We start from the raw sequence: 17,011 nt of genomic DNA on the forward strand, positions 1-17,011 counted from the left end.
GGACCCACCGGCCCGTGGTGCGGCCGGAGGCACCCAGACGCCACCGGCCCGTGATGCGGCCGGAGGCACCCAGACGCCACCGGCCCGTGATGCGGCCGGAGGCACCCAGACCCCACTGACCCGTGGTGCGGGCGGAGGCACCCAGACGCCAGCGGCCCGTGGTGCGGGCGGAGGCACCCAGACGCCAGCGGCCCGTGGTGCGGCCGGAGGCACCCAGACGCCAGCGGCCCGTGGTGCGGCCGGAGGCACCCAGACCCCACTGACCCGTGGTGCGGGCGGAGGCACTCGGACCCACTGGCCCGTGGCGTGGGTGGAGCGGCACTCTCTTCGTTCAGGCGCGCAGTCGTAGGCCGCGGGGAGTGGGGTGGAAGCCTGCGGATTCCAGTGCGGCGGCCAGGGGAGACGTGGTGATCGATTCGCCGTCGGCCTTCTCGACGGTCAGTTTGCCGAGGGCTCCGTCGCGGACGGACAGGGCCAGGGCGTCCACGGCGGGCTGAAGGCGGTGGTCGTCGGCGAAGGACAGAAGGGTGCGGCCACCGCGCTCGACGTAAAGGATCAGACGGCCGTCGACGAGGATGACCAGGGCGCCGGCTTTCCGGCCCGGCTTGTGGGTCACCTCCCCGGGATGGGCGGGCCACGGCAACGCGGCGCCGTACGGGTTGGCGGGATCGGCGGCGGCCAGGACCACCGCGCGGCGTTCGGGGGTGTCGGGACGGGAGGCGACCCCGAAGGAGCCCGTGTCCCTTCCGGTCGGGAAGGCACGTCCACCCGCCTCGAAGGAGGCCGCACGTCCGTCGGGCCCGAAGGACGGCAGGTGCCCACCGGCCGTTGGCCCGGACGGAAGCCCGCCGGCACTGGGAGCCTGCGGGAGGCCGCCGGTTTCGGGGGAGGGCAGGGTGGCGGCGATGGCGCGCATGCGGTCGACGGCGCCGGACAGGGCGAACTGGGCGCCGCCCAGGCCCTCCACGAAGTAGCCGCGGCGGCAGCGGCCGGACTCCTCGAAGGCGCGCAGCACCGGGTAGACGGTGCCGAAGCCGCCGGCGAGACGCTCGGCGCCCATGGCGCCCCTGGTCAGCACGCCGTGCCGCTCCAGCAGGACCTCGGCCTGCGCGTGGGCGCGCTGGGTGACGTCGGAGGACGAGCCGGGCAGCAGCCACCAGCGGCCGCTGACGGTGGGCGGGCCGGCGCGGGTGGGCAGCACGGCCCGGCGGCGGCGGGACGACGGGGGGCGGTGCGCCGGACGGCCGGAGCCGAGCACCGAGCGCAGGGGAGCCAGGGTGTCCCCGGACACCCGGCCCGACCACACCAGGTCCCACAGCGCGGTGACCAGCGCCCCGTCGTCCTGGGAACCGGTCCGCGCCGACAGGTCGCGGAAGAACAGGGCGCCGCCGCCACCGAGCGCCGTCAGGACCTCCTCGTGCAGCGGCGTCATGGTGATCTCGGCGGCCGGGGGCAGCAGCAGCGGCGCGGTGTCGGCGAAGTACAGCGCCACCCAGCCGTCCCCGCCGGGCAGCGACCCCTGACCGGCCCAGACGACCTCCCCCGAGGCGGTCAGCTCGTCCAGCAGCGCGGGCTCGTACCCCGGCACCCGGCCGGGCAGCACCAGCGTCTCCAGCGCGGACGCCGGGACCGCCGCGCCCTGCAACTGCTCGATGGCGTGCACCAGCGCGTCCATGCCCCGGGCGGACCGCCCGCCGGTGATGCCGTGCCAGGCCGGCGCGAACGCCCCGAGGGCCTCGGGCGGCACCGGCTCGACCTCCTTGCGCAGCCGCGCCAGGGACCGGCGGCGCAGCGACCGCAGCACCCCGGCGTCGCACCACTCCTCGCCCCGGCCGCCCGGCCGGAACTCCCCGGAGACCACCCGCCCGGCGGACGCCAGCCGCCGCAGCCCGTCGGTCACCACCGCGACCCCCAGCCCGAACCGGGCGGCGGCCGTGGCGGCGGCGAACGGCCCCCGGGTACGGGCGTGCCGGGCCAGCAGGTCGCCGAGCGGGTCGGCGACCGGTTCGAGGAAGGCGTGCGGGATCCCCATGGGCAGGGGGACGCCGAGCGCGTCCCGCAGCCGGGCGGCGTCCTCGACCGCCGCCCACTGCTCCACCCCGGCCATCCGGATCCGGATGGCCCGCCGCGCCGCCTCCAGGTCGGACAGCCACCCGGGGGCGCCGTCCCGCACCGCGACGTCCTCCGCATGGAGCGGGCCGTGCGTGCGCAGGAGATCGGCGAGGTCCTCGGCGTCGCGCAGCGGCCGGGTCAGGCGCGCCAGCTCGCGCTCGGTGTCGGCCACCACGTCGGGGTCCAGCAGCTCGCGCATGTCGGCCTGGCCGAGCAGCTCGGCCAGCAGGTGGGTGTCCAGCGCCAGCGCCTGCGCGCGCCGCTCCGCCAGCGGCGCGTCCCCCTCGTACATGAACGCACCGATGTAGGAGAACAACAGCGACGCCGCGAACGGCGACGCCTGCCCGGTCTCCACCTCGACCACCCGGACCCGGCGCGCGGCGATGTCGCGCATCAGCGACACCAGGCCGGGCACGTCGAACACGTCCTGCAGGCACTCGCGCATCGTCTCCAGCACGATGGGGAACGAGCCGAACCTGCTCGCGACCTTCATCAGGTCGGCGGCGCGCTGCCGCTGCTGCCACAGCGGGGAGCGCCTGCCCGGGTTGCGCCGCGGCAGCAGCAGCGCCCGGCCCGCGCACTCGCGGAACCGCGACGCGAACAGCGCCGACCCGCCGAGCTCCTCGGTGATGATCTGCTCGAGCTCGTCGGCGTCGAACACCGCTAGGTCGGTGGGCGCGCCCTCCAGCGTGTCGGGGATGCGCAGCACGATGCCGTCGTCGGAGTGAAGGGCCTGCACGTCCACGCCGTACCGCTCGCGCAGCCGCCGCCCGACGGCCAGCGCCCACGGCGCGTGCACCCGCGCGCCGTACGGCGTGTGGATCACCACCCGCCAGTCGCCGAGCTCGTCGTGGAACCGCTCGACCACCACGGTGCGGTCGTCGGGCACGTACCCGGTCGCCTCGCGCTGCTCGGCGAGGTACGCCAGAAGGTTGGCGGCGGCGAACTCGTCCAGCCCGGCCTCGGTGAGCCGGGCGGCGTCCCCGCCGGACATGTCGCGCAGGAAGGCGCCGAGGGCCCGGCCGAGCTCCGCCGGTCGGCCGGCGGTGTCGCCGTGCCAGAACGGCAGCTTGCCCGGGATGCCGGGGGCGGGGGAGACCAGCACCCGGTCGGCGGTGATGTCCTCGATGCGCCAGGAGGTGGCGCCGAGCACGAAGACGTCGCCCACCCGGGACTCGTACACCATCTCCTCGTCGAGCTCGCCGACACGGCGACCGCCGCGCCGGGTGTCGCCGCCCACCAGGAAGACGCCGAACATGCCGCGGTCGGGGATGGTGCCCGCGTTGGTCACCGCCAGCCGCTGGGCGCCGGGGCGGCCGGTGACCCGGCCGGTCACCCGGTCCCACACCACCCGGGGGCGCAGCTCGGCGAACTCGTCACTGGGGTAGCGCCCGGCCAGCATGTCGAGCGTGGCCTCCAGGGCGCTGCGCGGCAGGGTGGCGTACGGCGCGGCGCGGTGGATCAGGGTCTCCAGCTCGTCCACTGTCCACTCGTCCAGCGCGCACATCGCCACGATCTGCTGGGCCAGCACGTCGAGCGGGTTGCGGGGGTAGCGGGTCTCCTCGATCTGCCCGGACTTCATGCGCTCGGATACGACGGCGGTCTGGATGAGGTCGCCCCGGTATTTGGGGAAGATCACGCCCTTGGAGACCGCGCCGACCTGATGGCCCGCCCGGCCGATGCGCTGGAGCCCGCTGGCGACGCTCGGCGGCGCCTCCACACAGGCCACGAGGTCGACCGCGCCCATGTCGATGCCGAGCTCGAGGCTGGACGTCGCCACCACGGCGGGCAGTTGTCCCGACTTGAGCGCCTCTTCGATCTTCGCCCGCTGCTCCTTGGACACCGAGCCGTGGTGCGCCCGGACGATCTCGGGCACGACCCCCTTGGTCGCCCCCGCCTGCGCCATGATCTCCGCGGGGGCCTGCCGCGCGCCCGGCCCGGGACCGTCCTCGCCGGTGGCGTGGCCCTCGGCGGACCGCTCGTAGGCCAGTTCGTTGAGGCGGGAGCACAGGCGCTCGGCCAGGCGGCGGGAGTTGGCGAAGACGATGGTCGAGCGGTGGGAGCCGATCAGGGCGAGGAGGTGCTCCTCGACGTGCGGCCAGATCGACCGGCGCGGCGGTTCCTGCATCGCCCACGGGTCCGCGTCGCCGTCCGCCTCGGGGCCGGTGCCGCCGGGGGAGTGGGGGCCGGGGAGGGCCCGGGGGGAGTCCAGCTCGGTCATGTCCTCGACCGGGACGATCACCTGGACCTCGATGACCTTGTCGGACGGCGGCTGCACCACGGTCGTCGGGCGGGAGCCGCCGAGGAACGCCGCGATCTCGCTCACCGGGCGGACCGTGGCCGACAGGCCGATGCGCTGGGCCGGCTGCGGGAGCAGCGCGTCCAGCCGTTCAAGGGTCAGCGCCAGGTGGGCGCCGCGCTTGGTGCCCGCGACCGCGTGGACCTCGTCGACGATGACGGTCTCGACCTCGCGCAGGGCGTCGCGCGCCTTGCTGGTCAGCAGGAGGTACAGCGACTCCGGGGTCGTGATCAGGATGTCGGCCGGGTGGGCGGCGAACCGGCGGCGGTCCTCGGCGGCGGTGTCACCCGAGCGGATCGCCACCGAGATGTCCGGGACGGGCAGCCCCATGGCCCGTGCCACCTGCCCGATCCCCGCCAGGGGCGCCCGGAGGTTGCGCTCGACGTCGACCGCCAGCGCCTTCAGCGGCGACACGTACACCACCCGGCACCGCCGCGGCCCCGCGCCGTCCTTTTCCTTCTTGGCGCTCTTCCCGGCCTTCGGCCCGGGGCCCGCCGGCTGCGTGCCCTCGGCCATGCGGGCGGCGGCCAGGCGGTCGAGGGACCACAGGAACGCGGCGAGGGTCTTGCCCGAGCCGGTGGGGGCCACCACCAGGGTGTTGTCGCCCCGGGCGATGGACCGCCAGGCGCCCTCCTGCGCCGCCGTGGGCGCCGCGAAGGCCCCGGTGAACCATCGCCTGGTCACCGGTGTGAAATGGTCGAACACCGAAACGGTCACCGTCTCATCATGCAACCCGCCACCGACAGAAACCGGCGCTCCCGTCCCGGACGGACCGATCCGCCGCTCAGGGACCTCGCCGCCCACCACGGGCGAGTCCGGCCGTCGTCCTGCCGGAACCTTTCGGCGCGGGGGCGCCGATGTGGCCGCCGGCGGGCTTGACACCGAGGACCCGGGGGACGTCACCTGAGAGCATGGACATCGACTACGCGGCGATCGATGCGGCCCGGGAGCGCATCCGGGACCAGCACCTCCACGCCCGGCGCCCGGAAAGCAGCGCCCGCGGGCTGCACCACTTCGCACTGATCTGCTCCGACGTCGAGCAGACCATCGAGTTCTACCAGGATCTGCTGGAGTTCCCGCTCACCGAGATCTTCGAGAACCGCGACTACAAGGGTTCCAACCATTTCTTCTTCGACATCGGCAACGGCAACCTGCTGGCGTTCTTCGACCTGCCGGGGCTGGACCTGTCGGAGTACCAGGAGGTCCTCGGCGGCCTGCACCACATCGCGATCTCGGTCGAGCGCGCCAAGTGGGAGAAGCTGCGCGGCAAGCTCGACGACGCGGGCATCCCGTACCAACTCGAGAGCGACGCCTCGATCTACTTCCGCGACCCGGACGGCGCCCGGCTGGAGCTGCTCGCCGACCCGCTCGGGGAGATGTACGGCAACAAGGTCATGTGAGCGGGCGCCCCACGCGGTGCGGCCGGGGTCCGGTCAGCCGGGGACCGCGACCATACTGGTGGGATGCGCCTCACTGAATTCTGGAACCGGATGAACCACCACTTCGGTGAGCGGTACGCCGAGTCCTGGGCGCGCGACTACGTCATCGCCCAGCTCGGCGGCCGTACCGTGACGCAGGCCTTCGCCGAGGGGGAGTCGGCCAAGAACATCTGGCGCGCGGTGTGCGACGTGGTCGACGTCGACCCGCGGCTGCGCTGAGCCCGCGCCCCCGGCCCGTCTCGGGCACGGTGGAGACGGCCCCGTCCGCGTCCGGCGAGCCGCCGGGAGTTCCCCCACGATCGAACAATAGTTCGCTATATTGAGAGCTGCCGACGCCCCGGTGCCGCGGGTTCCGGAAATTGTCGGTGCCACCCCGTAGCTTCCCAGGCGACGGAACGACTTCGACACCCTCCAGGGGGCATCCCATGGCAGCCAACGACCGCGAGAAGGCTCTTGAGACTGCGCTCGCTCAAATCGAGCGGCAGTTCGGCAAGGGCTCTGTCATGCGCCTCGGCGATGACGCCCGGGCCCCCATCGAGGTGATCCCGACCGGGGCCATCGCGCTCGACATCGCCCTCGGCATCGGGGGCTTCCCCCGGGGCCGCATCGTCGAGATCTACGGCCCCGAGTCCAGCGGTAAGACCACCGTGGCGCTGCACGCCGTCGCCAACGCCCAGCGGGGAGGCGGCATCGCGGCGTTCATCGACGCCGAGCACGCCCTCGACCCCGACTACGCGTCGAAGCTCGGCGTCGACACCGACGCGCTGCTGGTCTCCCAGCCCGACACCGGTGAGCAGGCCCTCGAGATCGCCGACATGCTGATCCGCTCCGGCGCGATCGACCTCGTCGTGATCGACTCTGTCGCGGCGCTGGTGCCGAAGGCCGAGATCGAGGGCGAGATGGGCGACAGCCACGTCGGGCTCCAGGCCCGGCTGATGTCCCAGGCGCTGCGCAAGGTCGCGGGCGCGCTCAGCAACACCGGCACGACCGCCATCTTCATCAACCAGCTCCGCGAGAAGATCGGCGTCATGTTCGGCTCGCCCGAGACCACGACCGGTGGCAAGGCGCTCAAGTTCTACGCCTCGGTCCGCCTCGACGTCCGCCGCATCGAGACCCTCAAGGACGGCACCGAGCCCGTCGGCAACCGCACCCGGGTCAAGGTCGTCAAGAACAAGATGGCCCCCCCGTTCCGCGTGGCCGACTTCGACATCCTCTACGGCTTCGGCATCTCCCGCGAGGGCGGCCTGATCGACATGGGCGTCGAGCAGGGCTTCGTCCGCAAGGCCGGCGCCTGGTACACCTACGAGGGCGACCAGCTCGGCCAGGGCAAGGAGAACGCCCGCAACTTCCTGAAGACCAACCCCGACATCGCCAACGAAATCGAAAAGAAGATCAAGGAAAAGCTGGGCGTAGGCCCCCGCATCGACACCCCCGCCGAGCCCGCAGCCGCCGCCACCACCTCCCCCGCCCCCACCCGCGCCCCCAAGGTCCCCAAGCCCGGCGACGTCTGACCGTCCCCGCCCCCTTGGAGCTGACCCACCATGCCCGCAGACCATCCCCACCCCTTCTTCGGGGACAACCAGAGCGAACCTCCCAAGGGCGAGAACGGCCAGAGCGGCCCCTCCGGCCGGAGATCCGGCCGCTCCGGCTCTTCCAGACGGAAGTCCGCCACCTCCGGGTTCTCAGGGCGTGGGTCCAACGGCTCTGGTTCCCCAAGACGGGGGGCCGGCCGGTCCGGGTTCTCCGGCCAGGAGGACGGCCGACTCGGCACATCCGAGTCGGCTCGCTCCGAGTCGGGCCGGCCCGACTCAGGTGGGTCCGTGCCAGGCTGGCCCGAGCCGGACGGGCACGAGCCGGGACGGTCTGAGCCAGGCTGGCCTGGGTCAGGTGGGTCTGAGTCGGGTGGGTCCGTGCCGGGCTGGCGTGAGTCAGGTCGGTGGGAGACAGGTGGGTCCGGGTCGGGCTGGCCCGAGCCGGATGGGCACGAGCCGGGACGGTCTGAGCCAGGCTGGCCTGGGTCAGGTGGGTCTGAGTCGGGTGGGTCCGTGCTGGGCTGGCGTGAGTCAGGTGGGTCTGAGCCAGGTCGGTGGGAGTCAGGTGGGTCCGTGCCGGGCTGGCCCGAGCCGGATGGGCACGAGCCGGGACGGTCTGGGTCAGGTGGGTCTGGGGCAGGTTCGTCTGAGTCGGGTTCGTCTAGGTCGGGTTCGTCTAGGTCGGGTCGATCTAGGGCGGGTCGGTCTGGGGAGGGTCGGTCTGGGGCGGCTGGGCGGGGGTTTGATGGGCCTGTGGTTGGGTCGGTGGCGGCGTCGGGGGGGGAGGCCGATCCGGCGGCGGTGGCGCGGGGGATTTGTTTGCGGTTGTTGACGTTGGCGCCGCGTACGCGGGTGGAGTTGGCGCGGGCGTTGCGGAAGAGGAATGTGCCGGATGATGTGGCGGAGGCAGTGCTCAACCGGTACACCGAGGTGGGGCTGATCGATGACGAGGCGTATGCCGAGGCGTGGGTCGGCTCTCGGCACGCCGGGCGTGGGCTGGCGCGTCGGGCCCTGGCCGCTGAGCTGCGTACCCGTGGCGTCGCGGAGGACACCGTCCGCGACGCCGTCGACCGGCTGGATCCTGAGCAGGAGCTGGAGACCGCCCGCCGCCTGGTGGCCCGCCGTCTTCCGGCCACCGAGGGGCTGCAGCCCGCCGCCCGCGTCCGTCGCCTGGCCGGCATGCTCGCCCGCAAGGGGTATTCCGGCAGCGTCGCCTATCGCGTCGTCCGCGAGGCACTCGAGTCCGAAGGCCATCCCACCGAAGACGACATGTTCGAGGGCATGGACTGACCCTCCCGCTTCGTTCACGGGATCCGATCATGGGCCTATTCATCCCAGCTTAAGCGGGTTTGTCGTTGTTAGCCCCTTGGTGTCAATTGTCCTTAGTCTGGTGACCCATGGGGGTTTCTCGCCTTACGGCGGCGTCGGGGTGCGGTGGGGGAGGGGGTTGTGTTCGGACCATAGAGATCTGGTTACGACGGACGTGTATGGGGGGTGGGGGAGTGTGCTGGGGATCACAATGAGGGCGGGTATCGCGGAAAGGTGCCTGTTGTGAGGGGTGCCGGGGTGGAGATGGGTGGCTGGGGTGCTGGTCGGCGGGGTGTTTTCGCTGGGCGGGGTCAGCTGTCGAGTACTTCGCTGGTGTTCGGCGGTGCCTTTGCCTCATTCCTTCTAGACACCATCCAAATATGAATCTTCCAGACTCGAAGAAAGTTCCGCGGCCGTTATCCAGGCGGCCGGTGCTGCTCGCCGGGATCGGCCTGGCCGCTGTGGTCGTCCTGGTGATCGCGGTTCTCGGGTTGCGGCCGCTTCTCGGCTCAGGTCGTGCCGTCGGGTGGCCTTATGCCACCGGTAGCTTCGTTTCGTCCAGTCCGGTGGTCGTGGACGGCGTCGTCTACGTGGGGGGGTGGGACAAGAAGGTTTATGCCCTGCATGCCGCCACCGGTGATGTGCGGTGGACGTACACCACGGGTAATTCCGTCTCCTCGGGGCCGGCGGTGGACGGTGGGGTCGTTTATATCGGGAGTTTTGACCACAAGGTCTATGCCTTGAACGCGGCCACCGGTGCTGTGCGCTGGAGCTATACCACCGGTGACTCGGTGTCCTCCGGTGCGGTGGTGGCGGGGGGCGTGGTCTACGTCGGTAGCAACGACGACAAGGTCTACGCCCTGGACGCGGCTACCGGGGACGTGCGGTGGACGTACACCACCGGGGGCGACGTACGTTCGCGTCCGGCGGTGGCCGACGGGGTGGTGTACGTCGGGGGCTGGGACAAGAAGGTGTACGCCCTGGACGCGGTCACCGGCGATGTGCGGTGGACCCATGCCACCGGGCGGGCCGTCGACTCCAGCCCGGCGGTGGCCGGAGGGGTCGTCTACATCGGCGGCTGGGACAGGAAGGTGTACGCCCTGGACGCGGTCACCGGTGACGTCCGGTGGAGCCACGCCACCGGCCTTCCCGTCAGCTCCGGGCCGGCGGTGGCCGAGGGTGTCGTGTACGTCGGCAGCAGCGATGACAAGGTGTACGCCCTGGACGCGGCCACCGGGGACGTGCGATGGACCCACGCCACCGGCGACGACGTCGACGCCACTCCGGCCGTGGGCGACGGGGTCGTCTACGTGGGTAGCAGTGACGGCAAGGTGTACGCCCTGGACGCGGCCACGGGCGACGTGCGGTGGACCTACACCACCGGCGACGACGTCCACGGTGGCCCGGCGGTGGCCGATGGCACCGTCTACGTCGGCAGCGACGACGGCAAGGTGTACGCCCTGACCACCGCCACCGGGAAACCGGCCACACCCCCCGGCGACGCGGAGTAGAGGCGGCGGGACGGTCAGGCGGCGCGGAGAGCCGGGAGGAGTTCCTCCCGGGACCAGGTGAGGAAGTCCTTCTGGTGCTCGGCGCCTATCTGGACCAGGGCCACATGGGTGAAGCCGGCGTCGGTGAATCTCCGCACGGCGTCCACCACCGGCTGGACGTCGGGCCCGCAGGGGACCTCGGAGGTCACGTCCTCCTGACGGACGTACCGGGAGTAGGCGGCGAAGTTGACGGGGGAGGGGAGTTCGGAGAGAACCTTCCAGCCGGCGGGAAACCAGCGCCACAGGCGGTGGGCGCGGGCCTTGGCGGCTTCCACGTCGGTGTCGTGGCAGACGGCCAGCTGGCCGTAGACGGGCTTGCCGGAGCCACCCGAGCTCCGGAAGCGCTCGACCAGCCCGGGGTCGGGCTGGACGGCGATCAGGGCGTCGCCGTACTCGGCGGCGAAGTCCCCGGACTGGGGGCCGGAGGCGGCGATGCCGATGGGGATCGGCCCGCCCGGGAGGTCGTACAGCTTGGCGGAGTCCACGGTGAAGTGGTCGCCTCGGTAGCTGACGTACTCGCCCTCGAACAGGGCCTGGATGATCTCGACGGCCTCGCCGAACATCTCGTGGCGGATGTTGACGGGTGGCCAGCCCTTGCCGATGACGTGTTCGTTGAGGTTCTCCCCGGCGCCGAGGCCGAGGGTGAAGCGCCCCTCGGACAGGACGCCCACGGTGGCGGCCTTCTGGGCCACGACGGCGGGGTGGTAGCGCATGGTCGGGCAGGTGACGTAGGTCATCAGCGGCAGGGTCCTGGTGGCGTACGCCACCGCGCCGAGCACCGACCAGGCGTACGGCGAGTGCCCCATCTCCTCCAGCCACGGGAAGTAGTGGTCGGAGATCACGGCGTAGTCGAATCCGGCGTGCTCCGCGGCCACCGCGTCCTCGACCAGCTGCCGAGGCGGGGTCTGCTCGCACATCAGCGTGTATCCGATGCCGGTCATGCCAGCCCTCTACCCCCGGCTCGGCGATGTGCCCGCCTCGTGGGAAGAATCTTGGGAATGCAGAAGGTGGGCGGGACCGCTCCAGAGGGGCGGGAGCGTCCGAAATGGACCCATCGGCGCCGCCCGGCCCGCCGCACCCCGGCCCCGGCGCCCCAGGGCCCGCCCGGGGCGAGGGCGGACGATCGTCGCGCGCCCGGTGAACCGGCCACTGTTCTCACCGGCGCAATTCCTCCGTGTTAACCGACATATCCTGACTAATCAGGCACGACACGCCGTGCGAGCGCCCCCGCTTGGCCGCCGTGAGCGCGCAAAACCGTCTTGACGGGCGGACTTTGCTTGCTCGTTACCTCTCTGACGCTTAATCTCGACCACAGTGAGGAGTTACTCCGCGCAGTGCGGATCGCGATAACGGTTGACGACGGACGATCAAGACCGATCACAGTCAGCGGCCGGGTGCCTCGGTGCCGGGACGCTGGACCATATTTGTCTGACCAGAATCGCCCGGCCGGGCCGTTCCGTGCTGTGGGTGTGACACCTCGTGAGCTGATGGTCGCGACGCGAGGAGGGGTGCACCCGCATGACGTCGACAATCGTGATCATGCTGGCGGTAGCCGTTGTCCTGCTGGCAGTCATCGCGATCGTCGCGCTGGTCGTGCTGATACGCCGGACGAGCGGTGACCGTGCCGGCCGCAAGGACCCGACTCCCGACCAGCTCGCCGAGGTGCACGCCGAGCTGGAGCAGGCCCGCCGCGAGGGCACCCAGATCCGCGTAAAGGCCGAGAACGACGCCGGCGAGGTGCTGCGCCGCGCGGAGGCCGCCGCCGAGGGCGCGCTGCGCATGCGCAAGGACGCCGAGGAGGAGACCCGCGTCCTGAAGAACGAGCTCAAGGAGCTCAGGTCCGACCTCGAACGCCGCGAGCACCGCCTCGCCGAGCGCGAGGAACGCCTGGACGAGGAGGCCCGCCGCCAGGCCGAGCGCGGACGCGGCATGGCCGAGACCGAGGCCGAGCTGGCCGGCCGCAGCCAGGCGCTGGACGAGATCGAGGAGAAGCAGCGCGAGGTCCTGGAGCGGGTCGCCGGCCTGACCGCCGACCAGGCCAAGGCCGAGCTGGTGATGACCATCGAGAACCAGGCCAAGCGCGAGGCCGCCCTGATCGTCCGCGAGATCGAGAGCGACGCCCGCAAGGAGGGCGAGAAGCGCGCCTGCAAGATCGTGACGCTGGCGGTGCAGCGGGTGGCCACCGAGCAGACCGCCGAGTCCGTGGTCAGCGTGCTCCACCTGCCGGGTGACGAGATGAAGGGCCGCATCATCGGCCGCGAGGGCCGCAACATCCGGGCCTTCGAGTCCACCACCGGCGTCAACCTGATCATCGACGACACCCCGGAGGCCGTGCTGCTGTCGTGTTTCGATCCGGTGCGCCGCGAGACCGCGCGGCTGACGCTGGAGAAACTCGTGCTGGACGGCCGCATCCATCCCCAGCGCATCGAGGAGGCGTACGAGCGCAGCAAGGACGAGGTGAAGCACCTGTGCGTCCGCGCCGGCGAGGACGCGCTGGTCGAGCTCGGCATCACCGAAATGCACCCCGAGCTGATCACCCTGCTCGGCCAGCTGCGCTACCGCACCTCCTACGGCCAGAACGTGCTCAAGCACCTCATCGAGTCGGCGCACATCGCGGGCATCATGGCCGCCGAGCTGCGCCTGGACGCCATGCTCCTCAAGCGGTGCACGGTGCTGCACGACATCGGCAAGGCGCTCACCCACGAGGTCGAGGGCAGCCACGCGCTGATCGGCGCCGAGATCGCCCGCCGGTACGGTGAGCACGAGGACGTGGTGCACGCCATCGAGGCCCACCACGGCGAGGTGGAGGTCCGCACGGTGGAGGCGGTGCTCACCCAGGCCGCCGACGCGATCAGCGGCAGCCGCCCAGGGGCGCGCCGGGAGTCGCTGGAGGCGTACGTCAAGCGGCTGGAGCGGCTGGAGGAGATCGCGCAGTCGTACGACGGCGTGGAGAAGGTCTTCGCCATGCAGGCGGGCCGGGAGATCCGGGTGATGGTGCGCCCCGACTCGATCGACGACATCCAGGCCCAGGTGATCGCGCGTGACGTCGCCAAGCAGGTGGAGGAGGAGCTGACCTACCCGGGCCAGATCCGCATCACGGTCGTCCGCGAGTCCCGCGCCACCGAGTTCGCCCGCTGAGCCCGCCCGGCCGTGGCGAGAACGACCCAGGAGCCCTTCATGACGGAAGGACTCAGGGGCGGAAGATCTGCTGGTAGAAGGCCAGCTCGGCGGCCAGGGCCGCGCCGCGGGTCTCGGCGCGGCGGAACCCGTGACCCTCGCCCTCGAACGACAGGTACGCGCACGGCACCCCCCGCTCGGTGAGGGCGGCCACGATCGCCTCGGCCTGGGCGGGCGGCACCACTGGATCGTTCCGCCCCTGCATCAGCAGCATCGGGCACCGGATGCCCGCGACCCGCGCCAGCGGCTCCCTTGAGGCGTACAGCAGGGGGTCGGGCGGGCCGACCAGCCACTCGACGTACCGCGACTCGAAGTCGTGCGTCGCGGCGGCCAGCGGCGCGAGCGCGCCCACCCCGGCCACGGAGACGCCGCCGCGGAAGATCCCGGACGAGCAGCACGCCGCCATGGCCGTCCACCCGCCCGCGCTGCCACCCCGGATGGCGATCCGCGCGGGGTCGGCCAGCCCTTCGGCGATCAGCCACTCGGCGGCGGCGATGGTGTCCTCGACGTCGGCCACGCCCCACTGGCCGCGCAGCCGCTCGCGGTAGGCCCGGCCGTACCCGGTGGAGCCGCTGTAGTTCACGTCGAGCACGCCGAAGCCGCGGCTGGTCAGGAACGCCTTGTGCAGGTCGAGCGCGGTGACGCCGTGCGCGGCGGGCCCGCCGTGCGCGAACAGCACGTACGGCGCCGGGCCCCCGCCGGGCGGCACGGAGGGGTTCGCCGGGGGGTACACGATGGCGTGCACCGTCCGCCCGAGCCGGCCGTCGATCCGCACCGGCCGGGGGACCGGCAGGTAGCCGGGCGACGCGCCGGGCTCGCGGCGCAGCGCCTCGGCCCGTCCGGTGGGTACGTCCACCCGCACCACCGACCGGGGCAGGGCGGGGCCGTAGGCGACGCCGCACACCGTGGCGCCGTCGGCGGCGAGGCAGGGCAGCCAGCCGCCGTACGGCGTGTCCAGGTCGGTGAGCACCCCGGTGGCGGGGTCGAGCACGCCGAGGCGGAGGTCCCCCAGGCCGTGCAGCACCGCGAGCCGCCCGTCGCCGAGCACGGCGTACGGCGCGCCGCCGAGCTCCGCGGACACCCAGGCGAACTCCTCCTCGGCTGGGCACAACTGCCTGGACCCGCCGTCCAGCGTGGCCTCTTCGAGGTTCCACCAGCCGGAGCGGTCGGTGACGAGGTAGAGCGTGCGGTCGTCCTTCCAGCGCGGCGCGAGCACCGACTCGGCCGGGCCGCCGCGCACGCACCGGGAGTCGCCGCCCGCGAGCCGCGCGACCCGCAGCTCGGTGCCGGTCCACGGCATGCACGGGTGGTCCCAGCAGATGTACGCGAGGTGCGCGCCGTCGGGGGACAGGACGGGGGAGGCGTAGAAGTCGTGGCCGCTCACGCGCTGCGTGGGCTCGCCGCCGGCCAGCGGGACCGACACGATCGACCGGGTCACCTTGCCGTCCCCGGTGTGGCGCTCCTGGACGCACCACACCTCGCCGTCGTGGACGAGGGGGTCGGCGTAGCGCAGGCCGCCCTCGATCTCGGGCTGGGGAGTCAGCGGCCGGGGCGCCGTGCCGCCGGCGGGCAGCAGGTAGAGCCGCTGGTCGGCGTGGTGGGCGAACACCAGGCCCGTGCCGGGCGCCACGGCGTAGGACCGGCCGCCGTACTCGTGGACCCGGGTGCGGGCGTCCCACGGCGGGGGCAGCAGCTCGTGGCGGGTGCCGTCGGCGGCGAGGTGGACGACGGTGCGCCGGCCGCCCTCCGCCGGGCGGTCCTCCTCCCACCAGACCTCCGCGCCGATCACCGAAGGGTGACCGGGCCGTGCGCCGGACCGGACCACGTCGGCCGTCGAGATCGGTGAGGGCCAGGCGCCGTGCGCCGGGCCGTGCTGCCCGGGTGCGGGCGTGGGGGGCATAGCGGAATCCTGCCGGAAATCCCCGCCGCGTGTGGCCGCTACGGCCGGGATACCGGATCCGGCCACACGCGGCGGGCCCGTCAGCTGCCTCCGCCGCCGGCGTCCATGCCTGAGCCTCCGCCGACGCCGATCGCCGCGGGCGCCTGCACCGGGGCGGCCGCGGTGCGGCGGGCGCGGCGGCTGCGGCGTTCCAGGCGGACGGCCACGTAGCCGAGGACCATGTTGATCGCGATGTACACCAGCGAGATCACGATCGCGCTCGGGATGAGGTTGCCGAAGTTGGCGGGGATCTGCTTGAGACCGAAGTTCAGCAGTTCCTCGTAGGCGATGACCCAGCCGAGCGCGGTGTCCTTCAGCAGCACCACCATCTGGCTGACGATCGCGGGCATCATCGCCGTGGTGGCCTGCGGCAGCAGGATGAGCCGCATCACGCCGCCCTTGCGCAGCCCGATGGCGAACCCCGCCTCCGACTGCCCGCGCGGCACGGCGAGGACGCCGGCCCGGAACACCTCGGCGAGCACCGAGCCGTTGTAGAGGGTGAGCCCGATCACCACGGCGGCGAACGCCGGGACGCTGACGGTGTAGCCGCTGGCGGTGGCCGGGAAGAACTGCACGAAGAAGATCAGCAGCAGCAGCGGGATGGCGCGGAAGAACTCCACCACCCAGCCCGAGGGCACCCGGATCCAGGCGTGGTCCGACAACCGGCCGAGCCCGAAGACCATGCCGAAGACCAGCGCCAGGACCGCCGAGAGCAGCGCGGCCTGCACGGTCGCGATGAGCCCGGGGATGATCTGGCCGGTCCAGACCTCCGCCCGCAGGAACGGCTCCCACAGCTTGCCCGCGAACTGTCCCTTGTCGGCCAGCCCGCGCACCACCAGGTACCCGATGCCGAGGATCACCACGGCCGACAGCAGCGTCAGCACGTTGTTGCGCAGCCGCGCGCGGGGCCCGGGGACGTCGTAAAGGACGCTGGCCGTGCTCATCTGCTCACCGCCAGTCGTTTGGCCAGCCACCCGAACAGGAAGCCGGTGGGCAGGGTCAGGACCATGTACCCGGCGGCGAAGCCGAGGAAGATCGGCAGCGTGCCGCCGTAGTCGTCGAACATCTGCCGCATCACCGAGGCCGCCTCGATGTAGCCGGCCACGATGACGATGGTGGTGTTCTTGGTGAGCGCGATCAGGATGCTTCCGAGCGGCGCGATCACCGAGCGGAACGCCTGCGGCAGCACCACCAGGCGCAGGGTCTGCGTGAAGGTGAGCCCGATGGCCCGCGCGGCCTCCGCCTGCCCGGCAGGCACGGTGTTGATGCCGGCCCGCAGCGACTCGCAGACGAACGCCGCCGTGTACGCGGACAGGCCGATCGTGGCCCACCAGTAGTAGTTGGTGGACGAGTCACTCGACAGGGTGTACTGAAGCGTGTCGCTCAGCCCGAGGACGCACAGCAGCAGCACCAGCGTGAGCGGCGTGTTGCGCAGGATGTTGACGTAGATCGTCCCCGCGGCGCGCAGGACGGGCGTGGGGGACACGCGCATCGCCACCAGGACGGTGCCGAGGATGAGCGAGAGCAGCGCGCTCATCAGCGTGAGACGGATCGTCGCCCAGAAGCCCACCAGAATCGTGCCGAACTGTTCGACGAGGGGGCTGAAGTCGATGAATGATTCCATTGGGCTCCACTGGCTCCACCGGAGACGGGAG

The 17,011-nt window shown here is 72.1% G+C and carries 11 protein-coding genes; 6 read left to right on the forward strand and 5 right to left on the reverse strand.

The genetic code is table 11. The annotated features are described in order from the left end of the window. Positions 1-331: 331 nt before the first annotated feature. A complete protein-coding gene (locus ACFP1K_RS25955) occupies positions 332-5,128 on the reverse strand; it encodes an ATP-dependent helicase (protein WP_380757890.1) in 4,797 nt (1,598 codons plus the stop codon). Positions 5,129-5,322: 194 nt separating this feature from the next. Between ACFP1K_RS25955 and ACFP1K_RS25960 the strand changes: the two genes are divergently transcribed. The 5 genes from ACFP1K_RS25960 (at position 5,323) to ACFP1K_RS25980 (ending at position 10,201) form a co-directional block, all read left to right on the forward strand. Further along, on the forward strand, positions 5,323-5,811 hold the full coding sequence (locus ACFP1K_RS25960; RefSeq protein ID WP_380757892.1) for a VOC family protein: 489 nt from the start codon (positions 5,323-5,325) through the stop codon (positions 5,809-5,811). Positions 5,812-5,874: 63 nt separating this feature from the next. Further along, on the forward strand, positions 5,875-6,069 hold the full coding sequence (locus tag ACFP1K_RS25965; RefSeq protein WP_380757894.1) for a DUF3046 domain-containing protein: 195 nt from the start codon (positions 5,875-5,877) through the stop codon (positions 6,067-6,069). Between the two features lie 206 nt (positions 6,070-6,275). Then, the gene (gene recA, locus ACFP1K_RS25970) at positions 6,276-7,361 is read left to right on the forward strand and encodes a recombinase RecA (protein ID WP_380757896.1); all 1,086 of its coding nucleotides are present in this window, start codon (positions 6,276-6,278) and stop codon (positions 7,359-7,361) included. 822 nt (positions 7,362-8,183) lie between these two features. After that, positions 8,184-8,672, forward strand: a complete 489-nt coding sequence (locus ACFP1K_RS25975) for a regulatory protein RecX (RefSeq protein ID WP_380757965.1) — start codon at positions 8,184-8,186, stop codon at positions 8,670-8,672. A gap of 398 nt (positions 8,673-9,070) precedes the next feature. Continuing rightward, positions 9,071-10,201, forward strand: coding sequence for an outer membrane protein assembly factor BamB family protein (locus ACFP1K_RS25980; RefSeq protein WP_380757897.1), 1,131 nt, complete (start codon positions 9,071-9,073; stop codon positions 10,199-10,201). Positions 10,202-10,215: 14 nt separating this feature from the next. Here the strand turns inward: ACFP1K_RS25980 and ACFP1K_RS25985 are convergent, their stop codons facing one another. After that, positions 10,216-11,181 carry a TIGR03557 family F420-dependent LLM class oxidoreductase gene (locus tag ACFP1K_RS25985; RefSeq protein ID WP_380757899.1) on the reverse strand — a complete coding sequence of 322 codons (966 nt, stop codon included), beginning with the start codon at positions 11,179-11,181 and terminating at the stop codon, positions 10,216-10,218. A gap of 577 nt (positions 11,182-11,758) precedes the next feature. Here ACFP1K_RS25985 and rny point away from each other — a divergent pair. Beyond that, on the forward strand, positions 11,759-13,378 hold the full coding sequence (gene rny / locus ACFP1K_RS25990; RefSeq protein ID WP_380757902.1) for a ribonuclease Y: 1,620 nt from the start codon (positions 11,759-11,761) through the stop codon (positions 13,376-13,378). A 52-nt stretch (positions 13,379-13,430) separates the two neighbouring features. Here the strand turns inward: rny and ACFP1K_RS25995 are convergent, their stop codons facing one another. From ACFP1K_RS25995 to ACFP1K_RS26005, 3 genes are all read right to left on the reverse strand, one after another. Next, entirely contained in the window at positions 13,431-15,317 is a 1,887-nt protein-coding gene (locus tag ACFP1K_RS25995; RefSeq protein WP_380757904.1) for a S9 family peptidase, read from the reverse strand. Between the two features lie 80 nt (positions 15,318-15,397). Continuing rightward, on the reverse strand, positions 15,398-16,300 hold the full coding sequence (locus ACFP1K_RS26000; RefSeq protein WP_380757906.1) for an amino acid ABC transporter permease: 903 nt from the start codon (positions 16,298-16,300) through the stop codon (positions 15,398-15,400). After that, positions 16,297-16,980, reverse strand: coding sequence for an amino acid ABC transporter permease (locus tag ACFP1K_RS26005; protein WP_380757908.1), 684 nt, complete (start codon positions 16,978-16,980; stop codon positions 16,297-16,299). Before ACFP1K_RS26005 ends, ACFP1K_RS26000 begins: the two co-directional genes overlap by 4 nt. Positions 16,981-17,011 lie beyond the last annotated feature (31 nt).

Origin of the sequence: Sphaerisporangium aureirubrum (assembly GCF_042658925.1) — a bacterium.
In the GTDB taxonomy this organism is placed as follows: domain Bacteria; phylum Actinomycetota; class Actinomycetes; order Streptosporangiales; family Streptosporangiaceae; genus Sphaerisporangium; species Sphaerisporangium aureirubrum.

Bases quoted from the DNA above. Each gene is read 5' to 3' on its own strand.
- ACFP1K_RS25995 (WP_380757904.1), bottom strand. From the start codon at position 15,317: ATGCCCCCCACGCCCGCACCCGGGCAGCACGGCCCGGCGCACGGCGCC.
- ACFP1K_RS26000 (WP_380757906.1), bottom strand. From the start codon at position 16,300: ATGAGCACGGCCAGCGTCCTTTACGACGTCCCCGGGCCCCGCGCGCGG.
- ACFP1K_RS25960 (WP_380757892.1), top strand. From the start codon at position 5,323: ATGGACATCGACTACGCGGCGATCGATGCGGCCCGGGAGCGCATCCGG.
- ACFP1K_RS25980 (WP_380757897.1), top strand. From the start codon at position 9,071: ATGAATCTTCCAGACTCGAAGAAAGTTCCGCGGCCGTTATCCAGGCGG.
- rny (WP_380757902.1), top strand. From the start codon at position 11,759: ATGACGTCGACAATCGTGATCATGCTGGCGGTAGCCGTTGTCCTGCTG.
- ACFP1K_RS25965 (WP_380757894.1), top strand. From the start codon at position 5,875: ATGCGCCTCACTGAATTCTGGAACCGGATGAACCACCACTTCGGTGAG.
- recA (WP_380757896.1), top strand. From the start codon at position 6,276: ATGGCAGCCAACGACCGCGAGAAGGCTCTTGAGACTGCGCTCGCTCAA.
- ACFP1K_RS25985 (WP_380757899.1), bottom strand. From the start codon at position 11,181: ATGACCGGCATCGGATACACGCTGATGTGCGAGCAGACCCCGCCTCGG.
- ACFP1K_RS26005 (WP_380757908.1), bottom strand. From the start codon at position 16,980: ATGGAATCATTCATCGACTTCAGCCCCCTCGTCGAACAGTTCGGCACG.